At 62.8% G+C, this 23,876-nt stretch carries 25 protein-coding genes; 10 read left to right on the forward strand and 15 right to left on the reverse strand.

Annotation, left to right across the window (positions count from 1 at the left end; genetic code table 11):
• Nucleotides 1-136 precede the first annotated feature (136 nt).
• Together ACX3OW_RS02090 and ACX3OW_RS02095 are read right to left on the reverse strand one after the other, a co-directional pair.
• The gene (locus tag ACX3OW_RS02090; RefSeq protein ID WP_459094081.1) at nt 137-820 is read right to left on the reverse strand and encodes a response regulator transcription factor; all 684 of its coding nucleotides are present in this window, start codon (nt 818-820) and stop codon (nt 137-139) included.
• Between the two features lie 147 nt (nt 821-967).
• Nucleotides 968-1,660: a YggS family pyridoxal phosphate-dependent enzyme gene (locus tag ACX3OW_RS02095; RefSeq protein WP_459094082.1), complete on the reverse strand. Its 693-nt coding sequence runs from the start codon at nt 1,658-1,660 to the stop codon at nt 968-970.
• A 129-nt stretch (nt 1,661-1,789) separates the two neighbouring features.
• Here ACX3OW_RS02095 and leuS point away from each other — a divergent pair, with 129 nt between their 5' ends.
• The 3 genes from leuS to holA are packed head-to-tail and all read left to right on the forward strand — an operon-like array spanning nt 1,790 to nt 5,917.
• Nucleotides 1,790-4,408 carry a leucine--tRNA ligase gene (gene leuS, locus ACX3OW_RS02100; RefSeq protein WP_459094083.1) on the forward strand — a complete coding sequence of 873 codons (2,619 nt, stop codon included), beginning with the start codon at nt 1,790-1,792 and terminating at the stop codon, nt 4,406-4,408.
• A complete protein-coding gene (locus ACX3OW_RS02105) occupies nt 4,395-4,895 on the forward strand; it encodes a hypothetical protein (RefSeq protein ID WP_459094084.1) in 501 nt (166 codons plus the stop codon). Before leuS ends, ACX3OW_RS02105 begins: the two co-directional genes overlap by 14 nt.
• The gene (holA, locus tag ACX3OW_RS02110) at nt 4,895-5,917 is read left to right on the forward strand and encodes a DNA polymerase III subunit delta (protein WP_459094085.1); all 1,023 of its coding nucleotides are present in this window, start codon (nt 4,895-4,897) and stop codon (nt 5,915-5,917) included. The genes ACX3OW_RS02105 and holA overlap by 1 nt, the downstream gene beginning before the upstream one ends.
• Before the next feature lie 446 nt (nt 5,918-6,363).
• On the opposite strand, the gene ACX3OW_RS02115 is transcribed toward holA, so the two are convergent.
• The 8 genes from ACX3OW_RS02115 to hemE all read right to left on the reverse strand — a co-directional run bounded on the left by ACX3OW_RS02115 (nt 6,364) and on the right by hemE (nt 15,103).
• Nucleotides 6,364-7,239, reverse strand: a complete 876-nt coding sequence (locus ACX3OW_RS02115) for a ParB/RepB/Spo0J family partition protein (RefSeq protein WP_459094086.1) — start codon at nt 7,237-7,239, stop codon at nt 6,364-6,366.
• Between the two features lie 10 nt (nt 7,240-7,249).
• A complete protein-coding gene (locus ACX3OW_RS02120; RefSeq protein WP_459094087.1) occupies nt 7,250-8,050 on the reverse strand; it encodes a ParA family protein in 801 nt (266 codons plus the stop codon).
• A 24-nt stretch (nt 8,051-8,074) separates the two neighbouring features.
• Nucleotides 8,075-8,722 carry a 16S rRNA (guanine(527)-N(7))-methyltransferase RsmG gene (gene rsmG, locus ACX3OW_RS02125; protein WP_459094088.1) on the reverse strand — a complete coding sequence of 216 codons (648 nt, stop codon included), beginning with the start codon at nt 8,720-8,722 and terminating at the stop codon, nt 8,075-8,077.
• On the reverse strand, nt 8,722-10,584 hold the full coding sequence (gene mnmG, locus ACX3OW_RS02130) for a tRNA uridine-5-carboxymethylaminomethyl(34) synthesis enzyme MnmG (RefSeq protein ID WP_459094089.1): 1,863 nt from the start codon (nt 10,582-10,584) through the stop codon (nt 8,722-8,724). Before mnmG ends, rsmG begins: the two co-directional genes overlap by 1 nt.
• 104 nt (nt 10,585-10,688) lie before the next feature.
• Nucleotides 10,689-11,981 carry a tRNA uridine-5-carboxymethylaminomethyl(34) synthesis GTPase MnmE gene (gene mnmE, locus ACX3OW_RS02135; protein WP_459094091.1) on the reverse strand — a complete coding sequence of 431 codons (1,293 nt, stop codon included), beginning with the start codon at nt 11,979-11,981 and terminating at the stop codon, nt 10,689-10,691.
• A gap of 50 nt (nt 11,982-12,031) precedes the next feature.
• Nucleotides 12,032-13,297 carry a transcription termination factor Rho gene (gene rho, locus ACX3OW_RS02140; RefSeq protein ID WP_459094092.1) on the reverse strand — a complete coding sequence of 422 codons (1,266 nt, stop codon included), beginning with the start codon at nt 13,295-13,297 and terminating at the stop codon, nt 12,032-12,034.
• A gap of 312 nt (nt 13,298-13,609) precedes the next feature.
• Nucleotides 13,610-14,035: a protoporphyrinogen oxidase HemJ gene (hemJ, locus tag ACX3OW_RS02145; protein WP_459094093.1), complete on the reverse strand. Its 426-nt coding sequence runs from the start codon at nt 14,033-14,035 to the stop codon at nt 13,610-13,612.
• A 42-nt stretch (nt 14,036-14,077) separates the two neighbouring features.
• Nucleotides 14,078-15,103, reverse strand: coding sequence for a uroporphyrinogen decarboxylase (gene hemE / locus ACX3OW_RS02150; protein WP_459094094.1), 1,026 nt, complete (start codon nt 15,101-15,103; stop codon nt 14,078-14,080).
• Nucleotides 15,104-15,544: 441 nt separating this feature from the next.
• Between hemE and ACX3OW_RS02155 the strand changes: the two genes are divergently transcribed.
• The 4 genes from ACX3OW_RS02155 to dnaQ are packed head-to-tail and all read left to right on the forward strand — an operon-like array spanning nt 15,545 to nt 18,266.
• Entirely contained in the window at nt 15,545-16,138 is a 594-nt protein-coding gene (locus tag ACX3OW_RS02155) for a Maf family protein (RefSeq protein WP_459094095.1), read from the forward strand.
• Nucleotides 16,135-16,965, forward strand: a complete 831-nt coding sequence (locus tag ACX3OW_RS02160) for a shikimate dehydrogenase (RefSeq protein ID WP_459094096.1) — start codon at nt 16,135-16,137, stop codon at nt 16,963-16,965. The genes ACX3OW_RS02155 and ACX3OW_RS02160 overlap by 4 nt, the downstream gene beginning before the upstream one ends.
• 3 nt (nt 16,966-16,968) lie before the next feature.
• Complete coding sequence (gene coaE / locus ACX3OW_RS02165; RefSeq protein ID WP_459094097.1) at nt 16,969-17,565, forward strand: dephospho-CoA kinase; 597 nt, start codon at nt 16,969-16,971, stop codon at nt 17,563-17,565.
• Nucleotides 17,562-18,266, forward strand: a complete 705-nt coding sequence (dnaQ, locus tag ACX3OW_RS02170; protein WP_459094098.1) for a DNA polymerase III subunit epsilon — start codon at nt 17,562-17,564, stop codon at nt 18,264-18,266. Before coaE ends, dnaQ begins: the two co-directional genes overlap by 4 nt.
• A 134-nt stretch (nt 18,267-18,400) precedes the next feature.
• Here the strand turns inward: dnaQ and secB are convergent, their stop codons facing one another.
• Nucleotides 18,401-18,922 (reverse strand): protein-export chaperone SecB, encoded by a 522-nt coding sequence (gene secB / locus ACX3OW_RS02175; RefSeq protein ID WP_459094099.1) that lies wholly within the window; start codon nt 18,920-18,922, stop codon nt 18,401-18,403.
• Nucleotides 18,923-19,010: 88 nt separating this feature from the next.
• The gene (locus ACX3OW_RS02180; RefSeq protein ID WP_459094100.1) at nt 19,011-19,463 is read right to left on the reverse strand and encodes an FxsA family protein; all 453 of its coding nucleotides are present in this window, start codon (nt 19,461-19,463) and stop codon (nt 19,011-19,013) included.
• Nucleotides 19,464-19,625: 162 nt separating this feature from the next.
• Between ACX3OW_RS02180 and ACX3OW_RS02185 the strand changes: the two genes are divergently transcribed.
• From ACX3OW_RS02185 to ACX3OW_RS02195, 3 genes are read left to right on the forward strand one after another with little or no spacing between them, the layout of a single operon-like run.
• Nucleotides 19,626-20,339: a Tim44/TimA family putative adaptor protein gene (locus ACX3OW_RS02185; RefSeq protein ID WP_459094101.1), complete on the forward strand. Its 714-nt coding sequence runs from the start codon at nt 19,626-19,628 to the stop codon at nt 20,337-20,339.
• A 31-nt stretch (nt 20,340-20,370) separates the two neighbouring features.
• Complete coding sequence (locus ACX3OW_RS02190; protein ID WP_459094102.1) at nt 20,371-20,964, forward strand: Smr/MutS family protein; 594 nt, start codon at nt 20,371-20,373, stop codon at nt 20,962-20,964.
• Nucleotides 20,961-21,329 carry a helix-turn-helix domain-containing protein gene (locus ACX3OW_RS02195; RefSeq protein WP_459094103.1) on the forward strand — a complete coding sequence of 123 codons (369 nt, stop codon included), beginning with the start codon at nt 20,961-20,963 and terminating at the stop codon, nt 21,327-21,329. Before ACX3OW_RS02190 ends, ACX3OW_RS02195 begins: the two co-directional genes overlap by 4 nt.
• A 146-nt stretch (nt 21,330-21,475) precedes the next feature.
• Here the strand turns inward: ACX3OW_RS02195 and hslU are convergent, their stop codons facing one another.
• The 3 genes from hslU to hslV are packed head-to-tail and all read right to left on the reverse strand — an operon-like array spanning nt 21,476 to nt 23,855.
• The gene (gene hslU / locus ACX3OW_RS02200; RefSeq protein ID WP_459094104.1) at nt 21,476-22,786 is read right to left on the reverse strand and encodes an ATP-dependent protease ATPase subunit HslU; all 1,311 of its coding nucleotides are present in this window, start codon (nt 22,784-22,786) and stop codon (nt 21,476-21,478) included.
• On the reverse strand, nt 22,783-23,298 hold the full coding sequence (locus ACX3OW_RS02205) for a GNAT family N-acetyltransferase (protein ID WP_459094105.1): 516 nt from the start codon (nt 23,296-23,298) through the stop codon (nt 22,783-22,785). The genes hslU and ACX3OW_RS02205 overlap by 4 nt, the downstream gene beginning before the upstream one ends.
• Nucleotides 23,295-23,855, reverse strand: coding sequence for an ATP-dependent protease subunit HslV (gene hslV / locus ACX3OW_RS02210; RefSeq protein WP_459094106.1), 561 nt, complete (start codon nt 23,853-23,855; stop codon nt 23,295-23,297). The genes ACX3OW_RS02205 and hslV overlap by 4 nt, the downstream gene beginning before the upstream one ends.
• Between the last annotated feature and the right edge of the window lie 21 nt (nt 23,856-23,876).

The following is a 23,876-nucleotide window of genomic DNA, read 5'->3' on the forward strand; positions in this document are numbered from 1 at the left end:
GCGATTTTGTACCGGCTTTTGTGCCGCTCCCCCGATTAGAGCAAGGTGCGAAAAGGTGGGGACCGGCTTTTCGCAAATAACCTTGCGGCAAAAAACCGAGAGCCGGCGATTTGATTTAGTCAAATCGCATAAGGCTCTACGGCACCAACCGATAGCCGCCCTCTTCGGTGACCAGCAGCCGCGCATTGGAGGGGTCGCGCTCGATCTTCTGGCGCAGCCGATAAATATGGGTCTCCAGCGTGTGGGTGGTGACGCGGTTATTATAGCCCCACACTTCCTTGAGCAGCACATCGCGGGTGATGGTTTTCGGCCCCTGCCGATAAAGATACTTCAGGATGGAGGTTTCCTTGTCGGTCAGGCGCACCTTGTTGCCGTCATTGGTCTCCAGCACCTTGGCCGCCGGCTGAAAGCTGTAATGGCCGATGGTGAAGACCACGCCCTCGCTCTGGTCGTGCTGGCGCAGCGCCGCATTGATGCGGGCCAGCAGCACGGGAAAGCGGAACGGCTTGGTCAGATAATCATTGGCGCCTGCTTCGAGGCCCCTGATCTGGTCGGCATCGGTGTCGTGCCCGGTCAGCATCAGGATCGGGCTCTGATAGCCCTCGCTGCGCAGCAGCTTGACCGCTTCGCGGCCATCCATATCGGGCAGGCCGACATCGAGAATCATCAGGTCGATATTGTGCTCACGCGTCGCCTTGAGCGCATCATTGGCGGTGCCAGCCTGCAGAATGTCGAACTCGGGATGGGTCTCGAGCTGTTCGACCAGGGTCTGGCGCAGGTCGGCGTCGTCGTCCACCAACAGGATGCGTCGCTTGATCATTGTTTTCTCCGGCCTTTTCGCGTCAGCCAGCCCATGAGTCACAAGATTGCGACCGGTTTTGGGCTAGGTGATCACAACGGCGTCATTGCCCACAGCAACGATGCAGAGTGACCGGAAGTTGCACGCCAAATCGCCGTTATCGCGAATTCAGTCGCGCTTGGGCTCGGCCAGGGGTGGGCGACTGCCAAACAGCGCCGAGCCGACCCGCACATGGGTGGCTCCCATGGCGATGGCGGTCTCGAAATCGCCGCTCATTCCCATCGACAATTTGGCGACGCCGGCGGCCTGCCCCAGCATGGCCAATTGGGCGAAATACGGGCCAGCCGGCACCCCTTCGGGGGGGATGCACATCAGCCCCACCACATCGAGGCCATGCACGTCGCGGCAGCGGGCGACGAAGGCAGCGGCCTCGGCGGGAGCGATGCCGGCCTTTTGCGGCTCGAGCCCGATATTGACCTGCACGAAACACGGCAGATTTCTGCCAGCAAGAGCCATCTCTGCTGCCAGCATGCTGGCAAGTTTCTCGCGATCGACGGTCTGGATCACGTCGAACAGCGCCACCGCCTCGCGCGCCTTGTTGGTCTGCAGCGGCCCGATCAGATGCAGTTCCACATCCGGATAGGTCTCGCGCAAAGCCGGCCACTTGTCCTTGGCCTCCTGCACCCGGTTTTCCCCGAACACGCGCTGCCCGGCCACCAGAAACGGTTCAATGGCGTCGGCGGGAAAGGTCTTGGAAACGGCGACCAGTTCCACCTTTTCAGGCGGCGCGCCGAAGCGGGCCTGGGCGTGGGCGATGCGTGTGGTGATGTCGGCAAGCCTCTCGGCAGCGGCAGAGTCCATGCTTTCGCCCTGTTCCTGTTGACCTTGGTGGGGATTTCTGGTGATGGTCCGGTAGCCAAAATCCCCCATAAACGCAAGCAGCGCCGGACCTTTGTGCAGCTTCGCGACGAACATCCAAGGACAACAATAGTGAGCGGCGAACGCTACAATCCGCGTGAAATGGAACCCAAGTGGCAGCAGGTGTGGGATGATGCCCGCAGCTTTGTCAGCTCCAATGACGATCCGCGTGAACCCTACTACGTCCTCGAGATGTTCCCCTACCCCTCGGGCCGCATCCATATGGGCCATGTGCGCAATTATTCCATGGGCGACGTGGTGGCGCGCTATCACCGCGCCCGCGGCAAGAATGTGCTGCACCCGATGGGCTGGGACGCGTTTGGCCTGCCGGCGGAAAATGCCGCCATCGAGCGCAAGACCCATCCCGGCACCTGGACGCGCCAGAACATCGCCGCGATGAAGGCCCAACTCAAATCCATGGGCCTGGCCATCGACTGGACCCGCGAAATCGCCACCTGCGAGCCGGAATATTACCAGCACCAGCAGTCGATGTTCATCGACATGATGGCGGCTGATCTGGTCACCCGCAAAAAGTCCAAGGTCAATTGGGACCCCGTCGACATGACCGTGCTGGCCAATGAGCAGGTCATCGACGGCAAGGGCTGGCGCTCCGGCGCGCCGGTGGAGCAGCGCGAGCTGACCCAGTGGTTCTTCAAGATTTCCGACTATGCCGAAGAGCTGCTCGAAGCGCTGGACGGGCTGACCGACTGGCCCGAGAAAGTGCGCATCATGCAGCGCAACTGGATCGGCAAGTCCGAAGGCCTGCGGCTGCTGTTTGAACTGCAGCCCAGCGCGCTGACCGCCACCAAGAGCCTTGAAGTCTTCACCACGCGGCCCGACACGATTTTTGGCGCGTCGTTCCTGGCGCTGTCGGCCGACCATCCGCTGACCGCGCAGCTGGCCGCCAACAATGCCGAGCTGGCCGAGTTCGTCGCTGAATGCCATCGCCATGGCACGGCCACCGAAACCATTGAAAAAGCCGAGAAAAAGGGCGTGTTCACCGGGCTTCACGTGAAGCATCCGGTGTTGGACGGCGTCACCCTGCCGGTCTATGTCGCCAATTTCGTGCTGATGGATTACGGCACCGGCGCCATCTTTGGTTGCCCGGCGCATGATCAGCGCGACCTGGAATTTGCTCGTCGTTATGATTTGCCGGTGGTGCCCGTGGTGCTGCCTGCCGATGCCGACCCGGCCAGCTTTGCGGTGGGCGACGAGGCCTATACCGATGCCGGCACCATCTTCAATTCCGGTTTCCTTGACGGCCTGTCGATCGACGCCGCCAAGAAGGCCATTGCCGCGCACTTTGCCGCGCTGACGGTCGACGGCAAGCCGCAAGGCGCTGTGGAGGTCAATTATCGCCTGCGTGACTGGGGCGTGTCGCGCCAGCGCTATTGGGGTTGCCCGATTCCGGTGATCCATTGCGAGGTCTGCGGCACCGTGCCGGTGCCCAAGAAGGACCTGCCGGTGGTGCTGCCCGAAGATGTCACTTTCGACAAGCCGGGCAATGCGCTGGACCACCACCCGACCTGGAAGCATGTAAACTGCCCCCAGTGTGGTGGCGCAGCGCGTCGTGAAACCGACACCATGGACACGTTTGTCGACTCGTCCTGGTATTTCACTCGCTTCACCGCCCCGCATGCCGCCACCCCGACCATTCCCGAAGTGGCCAATCGCTGGCTGCCGGTGGATCAATATATTGGCGGCGTCGAGCACGCGATTTTGCATCTGCTGTATTCGCGCTATTTCACCCGCGCCATGAAGGCCACCGGCCATGTCGGCGTCGATGAGCCGTTCAAGGGCTTGTTCACCCAGGGCATGGTGACCCACGAGACCTATAAGTCGCCGAGCGGCGAATGGGTGCAGCCATCCGATATCGTGCTGGAGGCCCAGGGCGAGACCCGCACGGCGCGCCATCTGCAATCGGGCGAGAAGATCACCATCGGCTCTATCGAAAAGATGAGCAAATCCAAGAAGAACGTCGTCGATCCCGACGAGATCGTCGCCACCTATGGCGCCGATACGGCGCGCTGGTTCATGCTGTCGGATTCGCCTCCGGAGCGTGACGTGCAGTGGACCGAGGCCGGCGTCGAAGGCGCCAGCCGCTTCCAGCAGCGCGTCTGGCGACTGGTCGGCGAAACCATTGCCTTGGTGAAACAGTCTGCCGAGACTGTTCGTGTTTCCGACGACGATGAGGGGCTGGCGCTGCGCCGGACCGCGCATCGCGCCGTGCATAATGTCGCCGCCGAAATCGAGGGCCTGCACTTCAACCGCGCCGTTGCGCAGATCTATGAACTGACCAACGCCTTGGTCCGCTCGGCCGGCATCGCCTCGGCCGCGCCTGCCGCCCGCATTGGCGCGCTGCAGGACGGCGTGGAGCGGCTGATCCAGCTGATTGCACCGATGATGCCCCATCTGGCCGAAACCTGCTGGCAGGCCCTGGGCAAGACCGGGCTGGTGGCCGATGCGTTATGGCCCGAGGTCGATCCGGCGCTGCTGGTCGACAACACGGTCACCATGCCGATCCAGATCAATGGCAAGCGCCGCGGCGAGATCGCCGTGGCCAAGGGCACCCCGGCGGCCGAAGTTGAGCAGCTGGTCTTGTCTTTGGACGAGATTGTCCGCATTCTGGACGGCAAGCCGCCCAAGAAAATCGTCATCGTCCCGGACAGGATCGTCAATGTTGTGGTCTAGGCTCTTCCGCCCCATCGCCATGGCCGGCGTCCTCTTGGGCGCTGGCACCATGCTGGGCGCCTGCAGCTTTACCCCGGTCTATGGCGGCACGACGGCCACTCAGCCGGCCTTGAGCCTGGCCTATGCCAAGCCCGCCAGCCGGTTGGAACAGATCATCTATCAGGAGCTGGCGCTGCGCTTCGGCAGCTCCGACGCCGAGACGGCGCGACTGGCCATGGTTACCGCCAGCGCCTCGGCCGTGGCGATCGGCCTGTCGGCGACGGCCAATCCCTACAAGCTCACTCGCGTCACCGTGACGGCCACGCTGAATATCAGCGATCGCGACGGCGCCAAGCCACTCAGCATCACCCGCCACGCCAGCGCCGACTACACCACCAGTGATCAGGTGCTGGCCAATCAGGCGGCCGCCACCGAAGCCGGCGAACGCGCCGCCAAAGCCGCCGCCGAATCGCTCCGGCTAGGCCTGCTCGCCGCGCTCAGCCGCTGATGACGGCGCTCAAGGCCCATGAAGTGGCGCGCTTTCTGGCGCGCCCCGATCTGAGTGAAGGCATTTTCCTCGCCTATGGCCCCGATGCCGGCCTGGTGCGCGAGACGGCGCAGCGGCTGATCCGCCAGCTCAGCGGCGACGACCCCGAAGCCGCCAGCATCGTGACGCTGGATGGCAGCGAAGTGGATGCCGACCCCTCGATTCTGGCGGTGGAGGCCCGCACCATGTCGCTGTTTGGCGGCAAGCGCATCATCCGGGTACGCGGCGCCGGCAAGTCGCTGGTGATGACGCTCACCGATCTGCGCGACAATCCTCCCGGCGCCGCCATCGTGCTCGAGGCCGGCAATCTGCTGCCTCGCGACGCGCTGCGCGCTTTGGTGGAAGCCGACAAACACGGCCGCGCCCTGCCCTGCTACCCCGATAGCGACGAGACGCTGCAGGCGCTGATTCGCGAGAATTTCAATCAGCACGGCATTCGCGTCGACGCTGACGTGGTGACCGCTTTGCGCGAAATCCTGGGCAATGACCGCGAAATCACCCGGCGCGAGCTGGAAAAGCTGACGCTCTATGCCGCCGGCAGCAAGCAGCTGACCCGCGATGACGTGCTGCTGCTGTGTGCCGACAATGGCATGCTGGTGATCGACGCCATTCTCGACGCCGCCGGCGGTGGCCACGCCGAAAAGCTCGAATTGGCGCTTAACCGCGCTTTGTCATCGGCCGTCGATCCGCAACGTCTGCTGGCTATGTGCACCATCCATTTCGCCAATCTGCGGCGTTGGCGGGTAGAGGTCGATGGAGGCAAGTCACCCCGCATGGTGCTGGAAGGCCAGCGCCCCAAGCCGCATTTTTCCCGCATCGGCGCGCTGGAACAGCAATTGCGCCTGTGGTCCGACGCCGCTTTGGCGACCGCCTCGGCGCGGATTCTCCAAACCACCGCCGACAGCCGCCGCCGCCCCGCTTTGGCCGACGCCGCCCTGCGCCGCACCATGCTCGCCATCTGCATGATGGCCGCCGCGCATTAGCGCCCTGGCCGTCGTGGTGCCATCCTCCCCCGCCGGTAAAAAGCGCGATGTCACCCCGGCCTTGAGCCGGGGCCCATCCCCCGATCTCGCCGGCGGTCCCACCTCAGGATGGGTCCCGGCTCCAGGCCGGGATGACACGGTGGGTGGGCAAACGCCGGAGTCATGTTTCACGTGAAACCCTGGGCGCAGATTTTAGTTTGACCGTCATTGCCGGGCCTGTCCCGGCAATCCAGCGTCCTCCGGGCACTCCATGGACCACCCGAACAAGTCGGGTGGTGACGGTGCGGGGAGATCGGGGCCACACACGGTTCGAGGCATGGTTTCACGTGAATCCATATCGTCGCGTGGCCGTTATTGCCGCCCAGCCACCTCGGCGCACCGCGCAAAAAAACACCACCCGACAATGCCGGATGGTGTGAATTGCAAAACAGCAAAACCCAAAAAACCTAGTTCTGGTAACCGGTTAGCTTCAGGCAAATGCCGTCGAGCTGTTCCAGCGTCTTGTAGCGGATTTCCAGCTTGCCGCCGCGTTCGCCATGCGCCAGCGACACCGACAGCCCCAGCGCATCGGCCAAGCGGCGCTCCAGTGCCACGGTATCGGCATCGCGCTCGGTCGCGGCGCCAGCGACGGGCTTCTTGCCGGCGATCTCGCGCTGCTGGCTCAAGGCCTCGGCCTCACGCACCGACAAGCCGCCGGAGACGATCTGCCGCGCCAGGGCGGCCGGATCTTCCGCCGTGATCAGGGTGCGGGCATGGCCGGCGGTCAGGGTGCCGCTGGAAACCATGCTGCGCACGTCCTCGGGCAGACGCAGCAGGCGCAGTGTATTGGCGACATGCGAGCGGCTCTTGCCGATCACCTGCGCCAGATCCTGCTGGGTATAGTCGAATTGCTCGATCAGCTGGCCATAGCCCATCGCTTCTTCGAGCGGATTGAGATCGGCACGCTGCACGTTCTCAATAATGGCAAGTTCGAGCGCTTCCTTGTCGTCGACGTCGCGGACAATCACCGGCACTTCATGCAGGCCCGCGCGCTGCGCCGCGCGCCAGCGGCGCTCGCCGGCGATGATCTCGAAAATATTGGGGTCTTCGCTCGGCCGCACCAGCAAGGGCGACATCACGCCCTTTTCGCGAATCGAATTGGTCAGTTCTTCGAGCTGCTCGTCGTTAAACGTGCGACGCGGATTGGCCCGGTTGGCCATGATGAACTCAACCGGCAGTTTCTTGACGCCGCCCGATTCGGTGACGCGTGCGCCCTCGACAATGGCCATATCGCCGATCAGTGCTGCCAGCCCGCGACCGAGCCGTGTGGGTTTGTCGTTCATATCCGGGCTCCTATGCCGCGTTGAGCTGCCGCTCACGGCGGATCACTTCGGTTGCCAGCCGGAGATACGCCTGGCTGCCGGCACATTTCAAGTCATACAGCAGCGCCGGCTTGCCGTAAGACGGCGCCTCGCTGAGCCGCACATTGCGCGGGATCACCGTGTCATAGACCAGATCGCCCATTTCCTGGCGCACGTCCTGCAACACCTGTTCGCTGAGATTATTGCGCTTGTCGAACATGGTCATCACTACGCCCTGGATCGACAGGCGCGGATTCAGCGTCGAGCGAATTTGTTCAATAGTTTGAAGCAGTTGGCTCAGGCCTTCCAGCGCAAAAAACTCGCATTGCAGCGGCACCAGCACCGCGTCAGCGGCCACCAGCGAGTTGATCGTCAGCAGGTTCAGCGAGGGTGGACAGTCGATGAGGATATAGCTCACCGGCTTGTCATTGATGCTCAGCTCGCCCAGCAGCTTGAAGGCGTCACGCAGCTTGAAGGCGCGGTCGGCATGGCCGGCAATGGTCAATTCGACGCCCAGCAGATCCATCGTCGAGGGGACGATAGCCACATTGGGCACGCTGGTCATGATCGCCGCCTGTGCCACGGTGGCCTCGCCGACCAGCAGATCATAGGACGACACATCGCGATCGACGCGCGAAATGCCCAGACCGGTGGAGGCGTTGCCTTGTGGGTCGAGGTCGACAATCAACACGCGTTCGCCAATGGCGGCCAGGGCCGTGGCAAGGTTGATGGCTGTCGTGGTCTTACCCACGCCGCCTTTTTGATTGGCCAGTGTCAGGATACGGGGCGCCACTATCGGCCTCCAGCTCGTTTGCCGCTAACTAACTGTTTTCGCACGCAAATTCGTGAGCGTGAGCAGGACACCTTTATCGTCGGTATCACTCCCGGTTACTAACACGTTAAAGTCCCAAAGCGTAGCGGCTTCGGTGACTTCTTCAACATGTTCCCTGCCTTTATGCAGGATGGCCCGGCTGGTCTCGGCAAAAAACGGCTGCATCCAGCCGCAAAGCGTCGGCAAAGCCGCCAGTGCGCGGGAGGTTATGACATCCGGCGCCGGTGTTTCACGTGAATCAATCTGATCGCTGCGGCGGCCGTCCACCGTCACTGAAAGCCCCAATTCCCGCGCCACAGTGCGCAGAAAGCTGACCTTGCGGCTGGTGGGTTCAACCAAAGTGAAGTGGTGATTCGGCCCCTTGAGGGCGATGGCCAGCGGCAGGGCCGGGAAACCGCCGCCGCTACCGAGGTCGAGGAAGCGTTTGTCACTCGCGGTCAGCAGCGGCAGGATTTGCAAACTATCGGCAAAATGCCGTGACCACACCGCATCCAGTGTTTCACGTGAAACAAGATTCTGTACCGCCTGCCACTTCTTCAGCAGTTGAGCATAGGATTCCAGATCACGGCCCACCTGGTCGAGGGGGCGGCTGAAATGTGGGGCATAGGCGGCAATGGCCGCGAAATCAGCCATTAACTCGCCTTACGCAGATCGCCGCGGCGCACCACGGCCAGCAACAGGGTGATCGCCGCCGGCGTCATACCATCCAGCGCCTGGGCCTGGGCAATGGTTTGCGGCCGGTGCTGCGCCAGCTTTTGCCGCAGCTCGATCGACAGGCCGGGCACCTCGTCATAGTCCAGGCTATCGGGAATCGGCTTCTGCTCATCCCGCCGCACCGCCTCGATGTCACGGCGCTGGCGGTCGAGATAGACCGCATATTGCGCGTCGACCACCAGTTGCTCCATCACGGAGGCCGGGATGTCGGCGATTTCGGGCCACAGACGCGCGGTGTCGGCTGGCGTGACGTCGGGATAGGACAGCAGATCAAACGCCGTGCGGGCTTTGCCATCTTCATTGACGGCGATGCCGGCCTTGCGCGCGACATTGGGTGTAGCGCTGAACCGTTGCAGCAGTGCCCTGCCCTCGGTCAGCTGCTGCGCACGGGTGCCAAACATGTCCTTGCGCTCACCGCCAACCAGACCGGTCTCAATGCCCAGCGGGGTCAGCCGCTGGTCAGCATTGTCGGCGCGCAGATGTAGGCGGAATTCGGCGCGCGAGGTGAACATGCGATAGGGTTCGGCCACGCCGCGCGTCACCAGATCGTCGACCATGACGCCGAGATAGCTGTCGGTGCGCGAGAGAACAATCGCTTCGTCATTGTTCACCGCACGCGCGGCATTGGCGCCGGCCAGCAAGCCCTGCGCACCGGCTTCTTCATAGCCGGTGGTGCCATTGATCTGTCCGGCGAGATAAAGGCCCGGCTGCTTCTTCAGCTCCAGGGTGGAACGCAGTTCGCGCGGGTCGACGTGATCATATTCAATGGCATAGCCATACTGAATGATGCGGACATTTTCCAAGCCCGGCATGGTGTGCAGGAACGCATCCTGCACTTCGGGCGGCAGCGAGCTGGAGACGCCATTGGGATAGACGGTGATGTCGTCCAGCCCCTCGGGCTCGAGAAAGATCTGGTGGCTGTCGCGGTCAGCAAAGCGGACAATCTTGTCCTCGATGGACGGGCAATAGCGCGGGCCGCGGCTCTGGATGCGGCCGGAATACATCGGCGAGCGATGCACATTAGCGGCAATGATGGCGTGGGTTTCTGCCGTGGTCCGGGTGATGTGGCACGGCACTTGGCGGGTGGTAATGGCCGTGGTCATCGCCGAAAACGGCTCGGGCGGATTGTCGCCGAGCTGCTCTTCCAAGACGGCATAGTTGATCGAGTCACGGTCGAGCCGCGCCGGGGTGCCGGTCTTGAGGCGACCGAGGCGCAGGCCAAGGGCTTCCAGCCGCGTCGACAGGCCGAGCACCGGCTTTTCGCCCAGGCGGCCCGCCGGATAGCTGGTTTCGCCGCTATGAATCAGCCCGCGCAAAAACGTGCCGGTGGTCAGCACCACAGCCTTGGCGCCAATGCGGCGACCGTCGAGCAGCCGCACACCGCTGACCAGGCCATCGGTGACTTCGATGTCGTCGACCTCGGCCTCGATCACATCGAGATTGGGCTGGGCCAGGATCGCTGCTTGCATCGCCTTGCGATAGAGGGTGCGGTCGGCCTGGGCGCGCGGGCCACGCACGGCCGGGCCCTTTCGGCGATTGAGCACGCGGAACTGAATACCGGCCTGATCAGCGACGCGGCCCATCAACCCATCCAGCGCATCGATCTCGCGCACCAGATGGCCCTTGCCCAAGCCGCCGATGGCCGGGTTGCAGCTCATGACGCCAATGGTATCAAACTTGTGGGTGATCAATGCGGTCGGCACGCCCAGGCGGGCCGAGGCAGCAGCGGCTTCGCAGCCGGCATGTCCGCCTCCAACAACGATGACGGCATAGTCAGTCATGGTCTAAACTCCAGACCCGCTCAATAGGCCAATGTTTCACGTGAATCAATTCTTGGCCGATCACGCCTGCCATGCGGGTCGGCGGGAACAATGTTCCACGTGAATCATTTGCCGATGCAAAAGCTGGCAAATAGCCGGTCGAGCACGCGTTCAGCATCCAGCCGTCCCACCAGCCGCTCCAGTGCCTGCGAAGCGATACGCAGGCTTTCGGCGGCCAGTTCGGGCATGGCGAGCTGCCCGGTGGACTGGTCCAGCGCGGCCATGGCGGCGGTCAGGGCAGCGCGGTCGCGTTCGCGGCTGAGCAGTGAGGGTTCGCCTTGGGCCAGTTGCCCGCCGAGGCGTTCGATCTCGGCCAGAAGTGCTGTGAGCCCTGCCCCGCTTTGGGCGGATACGGCAATGTGAGCATCGCTTACCGGGCCAAGATCGGCCTTGGTTGCAACGCGGAGCAGCCGGTCATGCGTGGGCGTGACTTCATGGTTGTCGAGATCGGGCGCGGTCAGCCACAGCACGATATCGGCGTTCTGGATCGCCTGGCGGGCGCGACGGATGCCTTCGGCTTCGGCCTTGCTGTCGGTGTCGCGCAAGCCGGCCAGATCGAGCAGGATATAAAGCTGACCATTGATATCGAGCGGCACTTCGCGCACGTCGCGCGTGGTGCCAGCTTCATCGGTGACGATGGCGATATCAGATTTGGCCAGGGCGTTGAGCAGGCTGGATTTGCCGACATTGGGGGCACCAGCCAACGCGACGCGAACACCTTCGCGGACTATGCGGCCGTGTTCGATGGAAGCGACGGCTTCGGCGAGTTCGGCGCGGAGCGCATTGATCGCGCTGGCGAAACTCTCGGGCAGTGCCTCATCGACATCGCCCTCGTCGGAAAAATCGAGGCGCGCTTCAATCTCGGCGCGCAGATCGAGCAGTTGGTCGCGCCAGCCATCAATGCGCTGGGAAAGACCACCCTCAAACCGGGCCAGCGCCTGACGGCGCTGGTTTTCGGTTTCGGCCTCCAGCAGATCGCCCAGGCCTTCGATTTCGACCAGATCGAGCTTGCCGTTTTCAAAGGCGCGACGGGTGAATTCGCCGGCTTCGGCCAGCCGCGCGCCCTGATTGACCAGCAATTTCAGGATGGCACGCACGCCGGCGGGTGAGCCATGCACCTGCAATTCGGCGCAGTCTTCGCCGGTAAAACTATGCGGGGCGGGAAAATAGGCGACCAGGCCACGGTCGAGCAGAGAGTCATGGCCGATTGGGCGCAGCACCAGTTTGCGGGGTTCGGGGACGCTGCCGACGACAGTCTGCAGCAGTCCCGGAACATCCGGCCCGGAGAGGCGGATCACCGCCACTCCGGAAGGCGGTGCCCCGGAGGACAGCGCCACAATGGTATCACCCGACCGCATGGATCAGGCGAAACAATGGGCGGCGGCGGGAAGCAGCGCGCCCATCGTCATTACGTGTTCATCGAGTCGAAGAAGTCGGAATTGGTCTTGGTCTGGCGGACCTTGTCGACCAGGAATTCCATGGCGTCGATGGTCCCCATCGGATTGAGGATACGGCGCAGCACATACATCTTCTTGAGGATATCGGGCTCGACCAGCAGCTCTTCCTTGCGGGTACCCGACTTGGTGATGTCGAGGGCTGGGAAGATGCGCTTGTCGGCGACCTTGCGGTCAAGGATGATTTCCGAGTTGCCGGTGCCCTTGAATTCTTCAAAGATCACTTCGTCCATGCGCGAACCGGTATCGATCAGCGCCGTCGAAATGATGGTCAGCGAACCGCCGCCTTCGATATTGCGCGCCGCGCCGAAGAAGCGCTTCGGGCGCTGCAGAGCGTTGGCGTCGACACCGCCGGTGAGCACCTTGCCGGAGCTCGGCACGACGGTGTTGTAGGCGCGGCCAAGACGGGTGATCGAGTCGAGCAGGATGACCACGTCGCGCTTGTGTTCGACCAGGCGCTTGGCCTTTTCGATCACCATTTCGGCGACCTGAACGTGGCGCGAAGCCGGCTCGTCAAAGGTCGAGGAAATGACTTCGCCGCGCACCGAGCGCTGCATGTCGGTCACTTCTTCCGGACGCTCGTCGATCAGCAGCACGATCAGATAGCATTCGGGGTGATTGGTAGCGATGGACTGTGCAATATTCTGCAACAGTACCGTCTTACCAGTACGCGGCGGCGCAACAATCAGCGCGCGCTGGCCCTTGCCCAAGGGCGTCACCAGATCGAGCAGGCGGGCCGAGCGATCCTTGACCGTGGGGTCGGGCAGCTCCATGCGGAGCCGTTCTTCGGGATAGAGCGGGGTGAGGTTGTCGAAGTTGACCTTGTGGCGAACCGCCTCGGGATCTTCGAAGTTAATCGTGTTTACTTTGAGCAGCGCGAAATAGCGCTCGCCATCCTTGGGAGACCGAATCTGGCCTTCAACCGTGTCGCCGGTGCGCAGACCGAAGCGGCGAATCTGGGATGGGCTGACGTAAATATCGTCGGGACCCGGGAGATAATTGGCGTCCGGGGAACGCAGGAAACCGAAACCGTCGGGCAGAACTTCAACGACGCCTTCGCCGGTGATGTCCACTTCCTGGGCGGCCAGTTCCTTGAGAATGGCAAACATCAATTCCTGTTTGCGCATGGTCGAAGCGTTTTCGACCTCGTGTTCTTCGGCGAACACCAAAAGTTCGGCCGGAGATTTGGCCTTGAGCTCACTGAGCTTCATATTCTGCATGGAGCGATTAAACCCTTGAGGGAAATCTGAAAGTCTTGGGTATTTGGGAGGGCAGGCACCGCGCAGCGACCGGGGAGATCAGCTTTTTTATGGGATGCGTTGTCTGCCATGTAGCGCGATCCGGCGGCAGTTTCAAGAAAGAAACCGAAGCAGGGTGTCGGGATTCACGTGAAACAGCTGGGTGTTTCAGCAAACTCACTGTCATCCCGGCCTTGAGCCGGGATCCATCTTGAGATGGTTTAGGAGACGTGATCTCGGGATGGGCCCGGGCTCAAGGCCGGGGTGACATCGCGGGTGGGCAATATTGAAGTTCTAAAACGGCTTCACGATCACCGCGATGACGATGATGATCGCCATCACGAACGGGACTTCGTTGATGGCGCGGAAGAATTTATGCGAGCGAGTGTTGCGGTCTTGCTGGAAGGCGCGCAGCAGCGAGCCGTAAAAGCCCTGCACGCCGCTGAGTGCGATCACCATCACCGCCTTGAGCCACATCCAGCCCATCGAAAAATCGACGAGGCCGAAGCCAAAGGCCAGCCACAGCCCAAAAATCCAGGTGGCGATCATCGCCGGCAGCATGATGCCGCGATAGAGCCGCCGCTCCATGATCTTGAAAGTCTCGGACTGCTCCGAGTCCACCGCGACACCGGCGTGATAGACGAACAGACGGGGCAGATACATCAGCCCCGCCATCCAGGCGATAACGGAGATCACGTGAAACGCCTTGACCCATTCCATAGCGCGAACTCCTCAACAAACGGCCACTAGTGGCCTAGCCGCTTAGCGGCCTTTAACGCGATTCACCAGCTGGGCCATATGCTCAATCGGGGTTTGCGGCACGATGCCGTGGCCCAGATTGAAAATATGCGGGCGATCGCTGAACGCTTCGATGATGGCGTCGACGCGGCGGTCGAGCTGTTCGCCCCCGGTCACCAGGCGCAGCGGATCGAGATTGCCCTGCACCGGCAGGCTGGTCGGCAGCACCGTCTTGGGGAAATCCAGCGGCGTGGAATAATCCAGCCCCACGGCGTTGACGCCGGTGGCTGCCACGTAGCGGGCGATATTGCCGGCGGCGCCGCGCGGAAAGCCGATGATCGGGGCATTGGGAATGCGCGCCCGCACACCTTCGACAATCCGCCGATTGGGTTCGATGACCTGGGTGGTGAAGGCTTCATCGTCGAGATTGAGCGCCCAGCTTTCAAACAGCTGCACCACATCGGCGCCGGCTTCGAGCTGCGCCACCAGATAATCGATGCTGGCAGCGACCAGGATATCCATCAGCCGCGCATAGTCTTCCGGCTGCTGCAAAGCATAAAGCCGCGCCGCCGCCTGATCCGGCGAGCCCCGGCCAGCGATCATATAGGTCGCCACCGTCCAGGGAGAGCCACAGAAGCCGATCAGCGTCTTCTCGGGAGCCAGTGCCGCCCGAACCTTGCGCACGGTCTCCAGGACAGCCTCCAGATGATCCAAAGCCTTTTCCGGCTTGAGGCTCGCCAGCGTCTCGGCGGTCATCGGATCCAGCCGCGGGCCTTCGCCGACTTCAAAGCGAACCGGCTGGCCCAAAGCGTCGGGAATGACCAGGATGTCGGAGAACAGGATGGCGGCGTCGAGATCAAAGCGCCGCAAGGGCTGCAGCGTCACTTCGGCAGCCAGCTCTGGATTGTAGCAGAGGTCGAGAAAGCTGCCGGCCTTGGTACGGATTTCGCGATACTCGGGCAGATAGCGTCCGGCCTGTCGCATCACCCAGATCGGGGGGCGCGCCTGTCGCTCGCCGAGCACGGTTGCGAGGAGGGGTTTGTGGGTCATGTCTGCCTTCCCTTCAAAACCCCTAAAGAGTCTTTCTTACTTCGTATCAGTATTATCATAGCGGTGTTTTGGGACAATTCAGCGCCGTCCACAATCTCTGCCACGGCGGCACAAGCGCGCAGCCCCTTGGTTAACGGCCTGTTAGTATTTGACGGCGGCTCGAGCGTTAACCAGTCGTCAATACGTCTTAACGAGGCGTTAACGTGGCGACTCCCGAGTCAACGATTCGCTTTTCGCTGTGTAAAACCGTTCTGCTATAACGGCTCCCGCCCCGCGGGTTTTCCCCAGTGCTATCCCCAGCCCGGTCCGGCAGGGGTGGCAGGCCAGACTGTTAATGAATTGGTAACGAGGTCGAACAAGTTCGGCAAATGGCCAAAACCATGAGTCATTATCACAGGCTTGGGCTTGAGCTGTGCGGGACAGTGTGGAAAACATCTCCCTATGTTGATCCTTGCCTCCCAGAGCGTCACCCGCAAAGCCCTGCTGGAACAGGCCGGTTTGCGCTTTTCCACCGCCCCGGCCCTGATCGAGGAGCGGGCAGTGGAAAACGCGGTTTTAGCGGCCGGCGGCAATGGTCGCGACGTGGCTTTGCAGTTGGCGCAAAACAAGGCGGCGGCGGTCGCGGCCCAGCATCGCGATGCCATCGTGATCGGCGCCGACCAGACGCTGGGCCTGGGCACCGAACTTTTACACAAGCCGGGGAATCGCGACGAGGCGGCGGCCCAGCTCGACTATCTGCGCGGCAAGACCCATCGCCTGCATGCGGCGGTGGCGCTGGTGCGCAATGACGTGCTGCTGTGGTCCGGCGTCGAGACGGCGGAGCTGACTTTGCGCGAGTTTTCGCCGGCAGAGCGCGACGATGTGCTCAATCGCGAAGGCGATGCTATCCTGGCCTCGGTCGGCGGGTATCGCCTCGAAGGCCCCTCCATCCGCCTGTTTGAAACTGTCAGCGGCGATTATTTCACCATTCTGGGCCTGCCCTTGCTGCCATTGCTGGCCGCCTTGCGCGAATTCGCCCCCGAGACCCTCAATTGACCACCAAAGCCTTCGTTATCGGCCACCCCATCGCCCATTCGCGTTCCCCGCTCATTCACGGCACCTGGCTGGAAGAACACGGCATTGACGGGCGCTATGACGCCATCGATGTCGCCCCATCCGAGCTGCCGGCATTTTTCGAGCGGCTGCGCAGTGGCGAATTTGTCGGCGGCAATGTCACCATTCCACATAAGGAGGCGGTGTTTGCGCTGTGCGACAGCGTCGACCCACTGGCCACCATGATCGGCGCGGTCAACACGCTGGTGGTCAAAGACGGCAAGGTGCATGGCAGCAATACCGACTATCTCGGCTTTCTTGGCAATCTCGATGCTGCGGCCCCCGGCTGGTCCGATGGTCCGGCCGACGCCATGATCATCGGCGCGGGCGGCGCGGCCCGGGCGGTGCTGGTGGCGCTGCGTCGGCGCAATGGCGGCAAGGTGCATGTGCTCAACCGCACGCTGAGCAAGGCCCAGGCGCTGGTTGAAGAGATCGACGGCCCGTTCGAGGCGCATGGCTTTGAGGCTTTTGCCGAACTGGCGCCGCAGATCGGGTTGGTGGTCAATACCAGCTCCATCGGCATGCATGGCAGCCGGTTTGATTGGCTCGATCTGGGGCTGCTGGCCAAGACCAGCCTGGTCACCGATATCGTCTATACCCCGCTGGTGACGCCCCTGCTGGCTGACGCGGCGGCGCATGGCCTGCGCATTGTCGATGGGCTGGGCATGTTGCTGCACCAGGCCGCGCCGGGCTTTGAGGCCTGGTTCGGCGTGCGGCCGACGGTGACGCCGGAACTGCGCGCCCGCGTCGAAGCGACGTTGGAGGGCTGAGTCATGTGGCGCATCGGGCTGACCGGCTCCATCGCCACCGGCAAATCCACCGTGCTCAACGCCTTTGCCGAGCTGGGCGTGCCGGTGTTTTCGGCTGACGCGGCGGTGGCCGAACTCTATGCGGGCGCTGCGGTTGCGCCAGTGGAAGCGCTGTTTCCCGGCGTGATCCGGGATGGCGTCATCGACCGCAATTTACTCTCGCAACGCCTCGCGGCCGATCCATCCGGTTTCGCCCGGCTTGAAGCCGTGGTGCATCCGCTGGTACGGGCGCGCATTGCCCGTTTCATGGACGATGCCGAAGCAGCGGGCGCCGAACTGGCCGTGGTGGAAGTGCCGCTGCTGTTTGAGAGTGGCTATGATTATGGCTTTGACGCGGTGGGCGTCACCTGGGTCGATCCGGCCATTCAGCGCCAGCGGGCTTTGGCAAGGCCGGGCATGACCGTGGATAAGCTCGACGCCATCCTTGCCCGCCAGCTTCCCCAGGCCGACAAGAAGGCACGCGCCACCTATCTCTTCGATACCGGAATGCCCGTTACCGAAACGGTCGGGATGGTCGCGGCGCTTGTCGCTGGCATCAGAGCCAAAGGGCCAAAAAAATGAATCGTGAGATCGTGCTCGATACCGAAACCACCGGCCTGTCGCCCAATTCGGGTGATCGCCTGGTCGAAATCGGCTGTGTCGAGCTGATCAACCACATTCCCTCGGGCCGGCATCACCACGTCTATATCAATCCGCAGCGCTCAATGCCCGAAGAGGCGTTTCGCGTGCATGGGCTGAGCGAGGAATTTCTCTCCGACAAGCCGCTGTTTGCGGCGGTGGCGGCTGATTTCCGTGAATTTATCGGCGATGCCACGCTGGTCATCCACAATGCGCCCTTCGATATGGGCTTTCTCAATGCCGAGCTGGGCAAGCTCGGCCAGCCACCGCTGAGCAATCCGGTCATCGATACGGTGATGCTGGCGCGGCAGAAACACCCCGGCGCCCGCGTCAGCCTTGACGCCATGTGCAAGCATTACGGCATCGACAATTCGCGCCGGACCCTGCACGGCGCGCTGCTCGACAGCGAGATCCTGGCCGAAGTCTATCTTGAACTGCTCGGCGGCAAGCAGGTCAGCCTCGCGCTGATCGCCGAAGACCAGATGTCAGGCGCCGATGCCATCGCCACAAGAACTATTGCCGCCCGTCGTCCGGTGGCATTGCCCAGCCGGCTGAGCGAGAGCGAACGCGCCGCCCATGAAAAACTGGTGGCGACCTTGGGTGACTCCATCTGGGCCCAATACACCGCCCAGGCCGCCGAATAAAAAAAGCCCCGCACGAAGCGGGGCTTTTTGTTTGACTGCCGTCATCACCCGGCTCGTCCGGGTGATCCATCCATCAGCATTCGTGGCTGCCAGTGGATTGCCCGGACAAGCCGGGCAATGACGATGGAGCGGACTTAGTTCGGCTTGTCGGTCTCGGCGCTGTCGGCGGTCAGCGGTGCGGCGCCCTGCTGGGCGGCCAGCTTGGCCAGGTTCTGGCGATAGATGGCGGCAAAATCGACCGGCTCCATCATCAGCGGCGGGAAACCGCCCTGCTGGGTGACACTGGCGAGGACCTGACGCGCAAACGGGAAAATCAGGCGCGGGCATTCGATCATCAGCAGCTGGCTGAGCTGGGCTTCGGGGATGTTCTTGAGACGGAACACGCCGCCATAGACCAGTTCCACATTGAACAGGATGGTCTGCTCGCGATTGGCCTTGGCATTCAGCGTCAGCTCGACCGCGTAGATATCGTCGGCCTGCTTCTTCACCGCCACCGAGATCGAGACGTTGAAGCTCGGATTGCCGCCGCCAGCCATGATCGAGCCGGGCGCGCCCGGGTTTTCGAAGGAAAGGTCGCGGATATACTGGCCCACCATGTTCATCGAGGGCAGTTCGGCAGCCTGGGGGGCCGCGCCGCCCTGGGTTTCGTCGGTCATGGTCTGTGGTCCTTCGCCGGAATATTGTTGCCGCGTGGCTAGCATCTTTGCGCCGAAGCGACAAGCTGGCGGGCGCTTTGCGCCCGGCTTAACGTGGGCGGTAGTCGTCTTCGTCGAGATCGATCGTGCCCTCGCCCAGATGCCGGCCGGTCTGGGGATTGTGGGCGCGATAACCGGCCGTGTCGACCACCGTTACCTTGCTGGCCAGCGCCGCATAAATCCAGCCGCGCACCGGCGGCAGCAGCAGCGCCAATGCCACCACATCGCTGAGCAGCCCCGGCAGCACCAGAAACAGCGCCGCCACCCCGATCATCATCGCCTCGGCAATGGTGCGGCCCGGCATCTGGCCGGCATTTACATTGCTGCGCAGCTGCGTCAGCACCGACAGGCCCTGATGGCGCAGCAGCATGCCCCCGCCAATCGCCGCGCCGATCAGCAGCGCCAGCGTCGGGAACAGGCCAATACTCTGGCCCACCTTGATGAGCAGGGCGATCTCGATAAGCGGCAGGGCAATCAGCCCGAGCGCAAAAAATCGTGCCAAGATATGGGTTTCCTTCTATAGCCAGCGTGGCAAAACACTCTCTCGCCCCGTTGTGAACTGGTTTTGGGGTGAGGCTTTGCCTATATATAGGCACAATGAAGCGCTCAACGAGCGCGCCGCGTCGCTTTTTTGCAGCGCGCTCACGCTAAGGTGCAATGCCCCATGGATGAATTTTTCGATCTGCCCACCCTCATCGTGATTGCTGTGGCAGTCTTCGTACTGTTCCGCTTGCGCTCGGTGCTGGGCACCAGGACCGGCAATGAGCGTCCGCCGCAGGAGCGCCGCAAGCCGCTGGCCGAGGCCACCGCCGAGGACACCGTGGTGCCGCTGCGCCCGCGTGGCACTGCCGCGCCCGAGCTGGATGACGAACGTCGCGCCCGCAAGACCGAAGCCGAGATCGAACAATTCGCCAAGGGCAATGCCGAGCTGGCCGAAGGCTTCCGCGCCGTGGTCGAGGCCGATCCGGGCTTTACCCCGAAATCCTTCCTCGAAGGCGCCAAGCAGGCCTATGAGATGATCGTCACCGCCTTTGCCTCCGGCGATCGCCAGACGTTGAAGAACCTGGTCGAAAAAGAGGTCTATGACGGCTTCCAGCGCGCCATTGCCGATCGCGAGGCCGCCGGCCAGACGGTCGACTTCACCTTTGTCGGCCTGCCCAAGGTGGAATTCTCCGACGCCGAATATGACAAGAAAAACGTGCTGGTGACCGTGCGCTTCCATGCCGAAGTGGTGTCCGCCACCCGCGACAAGGATGGCGCGCTGGTCGACGGCAATGCCGATCAGGTCCAGACCATCGCCGATGAATGGACGTTTGCCCGCAATCCCAAGTCGCGCGATCCCAATTGGAAGGTCGTCACCACCAGCCAGCTCGATTGAACCCAGTAGCGGCGGGCCGGCGTTCCATCCCATGTCCAAGCGTGATCCCAGGCGCCTGCCGCACGACTTCCATCTGTGGACGGCGGTCGCCTCGACCGTCGACCCGCTGCGCCGCAAGGGCCTGCTGAAACTGGCAGCCGGCCCCCTGCCGCTGCCGGTCGAAGAAACGCCGGTGGCGGTGACCGCCGCCACCAAGGCCCCGCCCCGCAAACAGCCGCCGCGCAAACCTTTCCTGCCGCCCTATCAAGCGCCCTTGTCGACGGCGCCCCTGCCGGAAAAGGCCGTCGATCCGGCCATTCGCAAAAAAGTCGGGCGCGGCCGCATCGAGATCGATAGCCGCATCGATCTGCATGGCATGACCCAGCTCGAAGCCCGCGGCGCCCTGCACCGCTTCATTCATGACCGCTTTGGTCGCGGCGACCGCACCGTGCTGGTGATCACCGGCAAGGGCGTCAAAACCGAGCATGACTATATGGCGGCGATGACCCAGCGCGGCGTGCTGCGCACCATGCTGCCGCTCTGGCTGAGCGAACCGACTTTGTCGCCCATGGTATCGGGCTGGAGCCGCGCCGCGCGCGGCCATGGTGGCGAGGGGGCGTGGTATGTGCGCCTGCGTCGGCTATGACGCCATTGGGAGCCAAGATCCGCGAGCTGCGCGAGGCGCGCGGCATTTCACTGAAAGACATGGCGGCAGCGCTCAATGTATCCAGCGCTTATTTGTCGGCACTCGAACATGGCAAACGCGGCAAACCCACCGGCTTCCTGCTGCACCGCATGATCACGTTTTTCAATGTGATCTGGGATGAAGCCGAGGAATTGCAGCGGCTGGCGGAAATCAGCGACCCAAAAGTCACCATCGACACCGGGGGCCTCGTCCCCGAAGCCACCGAACTCACCAACCGGCTGGCGGCCGATATCGGCAAGCTCGACGCCGAGGATTTACGGTTCCTGCGCGACGAACTGGTGCGGCGGTCAGGGAAGAAGCGCTGAACTTTCTTAGTCCCCTCTCCCCTGAGGGGAGAGGGTTAGGGTGAGGGGTTCAGTGCCGGTGAAGGCGCTGCGCCCGCTCCAAACACTGAACCCCTCACCCGACCCTATGGGTCGACCTCTCCCCTCAGGGGAGAGGTGGGTGCGCCCTACAGCACGAACTTGCTCAAATCCTGATCGGCCGCCAGCACGCCGACCTTCTCGGCCACAAACGCGGCGTCGATGGTAATGGTCTGGCCCTGCTTGTCGGGGGCTTCGAAGCTGATGTCTTCCACCAGCCGCTCCATCACCGTCTGCAGCCGCCGCGCACCGATATTTTCGACCGAGTTGTTCACCTTCACCGCCGCATCGGCGATGGCCTCGATGGCGCTCTGGGAGAATTCCAGCGTCACGCCTTCGGTGCCCATCAGCGCCACATATTGCTTGATCAGGCTGGCATCGGTGCTCGACAGGATCTGGATGAAATCCTCGCGCGTCAGCGCCTTCAGCTCCACCCGGATCGGCAGGCGGCCCTGTAGTTCGGGAAGCAAGTCGGACGGCTTGCTGACATGGAAGGCGCCCGAAGCGATGAACAAGATATGGTCGGTTTTGACCGGGCCATATTTGGTCGACACCGTGGTGCCTTCGATCAGCGGCAACAGATCTCGCTGCACGCCTTCACGCGACGGCCCGCCCTGCGCCCCGCCTTCGCGATGCGCCACCTTGTCGATTTCGTCGATGAAGACGATGCCGTGGTTTTCCACCAGTTCCACCGCTTCGCTGCGCAGCTGGTCCTGATCGAGCAGCTTGTCGGCTTCCTCGGCGATCAGCGGCTCATAGGCGTCCTTGACCTTGATCTTGCGCTTGACCCCGCGCCCGCCCATTGCCGACTTGAACATGTCGGAAAGGTTGATCATGCCGATGCCGCCATTGGGCATGCCGGGAATTTCAAAGCCGCCGGTATTGGGCGCCGGCGTCATTTCGATCTCGATTTCGCTGTCATCCAGCTCGTTATTGCGCAGCTTCTTGCGGAACGAATCGCGGGTCGAGGGTGCCGCCGAATGGCCGACCAGCGCTTCGAGCACCCGGTCCTCGGCATTCTGATGCGCCTGCGCCTGCACATCGGCGCGGCGCTTGTCGCGCAGCACGGCAATGCCGGCTTCCACCAGATCGCGGATGATCTGTTCGACGTCACGGCCGACATAGCCGACTTCGGTGAATTTGGTGGCTTCCACCTTGATGAACGGGGCCTGCGCCAGTCGCGCCAAACGGCGGGCGATCTCGGTCTTGCCGACGCCGGTCGGCCCGATCATCAGGATATTCTTGGGCGTGATCTCGCGGCGCATATCGTCGCCGAGCTGCTGCCGGCGCCAACGATTGCGCAGCGCCACCGCGACAGCGCGCTTGGCGTCATGCTGGCCGACAATATTGCGGTCGAGTTCCGACACGATCTCGCGCGGGGAAAAATTGGCTTCACTCATGGGTTTTCTCCAGGTGCCTTATCGAAAAAGCGCACCATCAGGTGTTCGTCGCAAAAGCGACCGTTCACGCATTGGAAGCGGGGATCGGTGCCGTAAATGGCAAACCCCGCCTTTTGATAGAGCCGGAGGGCCGGCTCATTCTGACTTTCAACGCTGAGATGCAATTGCTGCACCTCGGATTGGGCATGCTCGACCACAGCCCCCAGCAGTGCCCGGGCGCAGCCCGTGCCGCGCATCACCGGTTTGACATAGACCTGATACACCCAGCCGCGATGGGCCTGGCGCTTCTCGCCGCGCTCATAGGCCATGATGCCGACCAGCTCGCCGGCCGGGGTTTCCGCAGCGAAGAACACCAGGGTTGCCAGCAGCTCCAGCAAGTCGGTGACCGAGCGTTGCGCAAACTCCTCGGCGGCACTGAAGAAGGCCGTGGGATGGTTGGTCAGCGCCTCGAGCCGAATGGCGCGATAGGCGTCGACATCATCCCGGGTAAGGCGCCGGATTGCGTAGTTCAATTGTCGAGCTCGATGGTTTCCAGCGTCACATTGCCATTGGTGTAGACGCAGATTTCTTCGGCGATCTTCATGGCGCGGCGTGCGATTTCCTCGGCGTCGAGCTCGGTGGCGTCGGCCAGCGCCAGCGCCGCGCTCAGCGCATAATTGCCGCCCGAGCCGATGGCGGTAACGCCGTGATCGGGGGTCAGCACGTCGCCGGTACCGGTCAGCACCAGGGTTTCCTTCTTGTCGGCCACGATCATCATGGCTTCCAATTTGCGCAGATAGCGGTCGGTGCGCCAATCCTTGGCCAGCTCGACGGCAGCGCGCATCAGCTGGTCGGGATATTGCTCGAGCCGCGCTTCGAGGCGCTCGAACAGGGTGAAGGCGTCGGCGGTGGAGCCGGCAAAACCGCCGATCACCTTGCCGCCCGCCAGCCGCCGCACCTTCTTGGCGCCGTGCTTCATCACGGTCTGGCCCATGGTGACCTGGCCATCGCCCGCCACCACGACCTTGTTGCCCTTGCGCACGGAAACGATGGTCGTCCCGTGCCAGCCGGGGAAATTATTGTCACTCATTGGGGAGGTACTCCAGAACTG

It is taken from the genome of Devosia sp. A449, assembly GCF_054489375.1.

Coding starts and splice junctions, on each gene's coding strand:
- ACX3OW_RS02090 (WP_459094081.1), bottom strand. CDS start 820: ATGATCAAGCGACGCATCCTGTTGGTGGACGACGACGCCGACCTGCGC.
- ACX3OW_RS02095 (WP_459094082.1), bottom strand. CDS start 1,660: ATGGACTCTGCCGCTGCCGAGAGGCTTGCCGACATCACCACACGCATC.
- ACX3OW_RS02105 (WP_459094084.1), top strand. CDS start 4,395: ATGTTGTGGTCTAGGCTCTTCCGCCCCATCGCCATGGCCGGCGTCCTC.
- holA (WP_459094085.1), top strand. CDS start 4,895: ATGACGGCGCTCAAGGCCCATGAAGTGGCGCGCTTTCTGGCGCGCCCC.
- ACX3OW_RS02115 (WP_459094086.1), bottom strand. CDS start 7,239: ATGAACGACAAACCCACACGGCTCGGTCGCGGGCTGGCAGCACTGATC.
- rsmG (WP_459094088.1), bottom strand. CDS start 8,722: ATGGCTGATTTCGCGGCCATTGCCGCCTATGCCCCACATTTCAGCCGC.
- mnmG (WP_459094089.1), bottom strand. CDS start 10,584: ATGACTGACTATGCCGTCATCGTTGTTGGAGGCGGACATGCCGGCTGC.
- mnmE (WP_459094091.1), bottom strand. CDS start 11,981: ATGCGGTCGGGTGATACCATTGTGGCGCTGTCCTCCGGGGCACCGCCT.
- rho (WP_459094092.1), bottom strand. CDS start 13,297: ATGCAGAATATGAAGCTCAGTGAGCTCAAGGCCAAATCTCCGGCCGAA.
- hemJ (WP_459094093.1), bottom strand. CDS start 14,035: ATGGAATGGGTCAAGGCGTTTCACGTGATCTCCGTTATCGCCTGGATG.
- hemE (WP_459094094.1), bottom strand. CDS start 15,103: ATGACCCACAAACCCCTCCTCGCAACCGTGCTCGGCGAGCGACAGGCG.
- ACX3OW_RS02155 (WP_459094095.1), top strand. CDS start 15,545: ATGTTGATCCTTGCCTCCCAGAGCGTCACCCGCAAAGCCCTGCTGGAA.
- coaE (WP_459094097.1), top strand. CDS start 16,969: ATGTGGCGCATCGGGCTGACCGGCTCCATCGCCACCGGCAAATCCACC.
- dnaQ (WP_459094098.1), top strand. CDS start 17,562: ATGAATCGTGAGATCGTGCTCGATACCGAAACCACCGGCCTGTCGCCC.
- secB (WP_459094099.1), bottom strand. CDS start 18,922: ATGACCGACGAAACCCAGGGCGGCGCGGCCCCCCAGGCTGCCGAACTG.
- ACX3OW_RS02185 (WP_459094101.1), top strand. CDS start 19,626: ATGGATGAATTTTTCGATCTGCCCACCCTCATCGTGATTGCTGTGGCA.
- ACX3OW_RS02190 (WP_459094102.1), top strand. CDS start 20,371: ATGTCCAAGCGTGATCCCAGGCGCCTGCCGCACGACTTCCATCTGTGG.
- ACX3OW_RS02195 (WP_459094103.1), top strand. CDS start 20,961: ATGACGCCATTGGGAGCCAAGATCCGCGAGCTGCGCGAGGCGCGCGGC.
- hslU (WP_459094104.1), bottom strand. CDS start 22,786: ATGAGTGAAGCCAATTTTTCCCCGCGCGAGATCGTGTCGGAACTCGAC.
- hslV (WP_459094106.1), bottom strand. CDS start 23,855: ATGAGTGACAATAATTTCCCCGGCTGGCACGGGACGACCATCGTTTCC.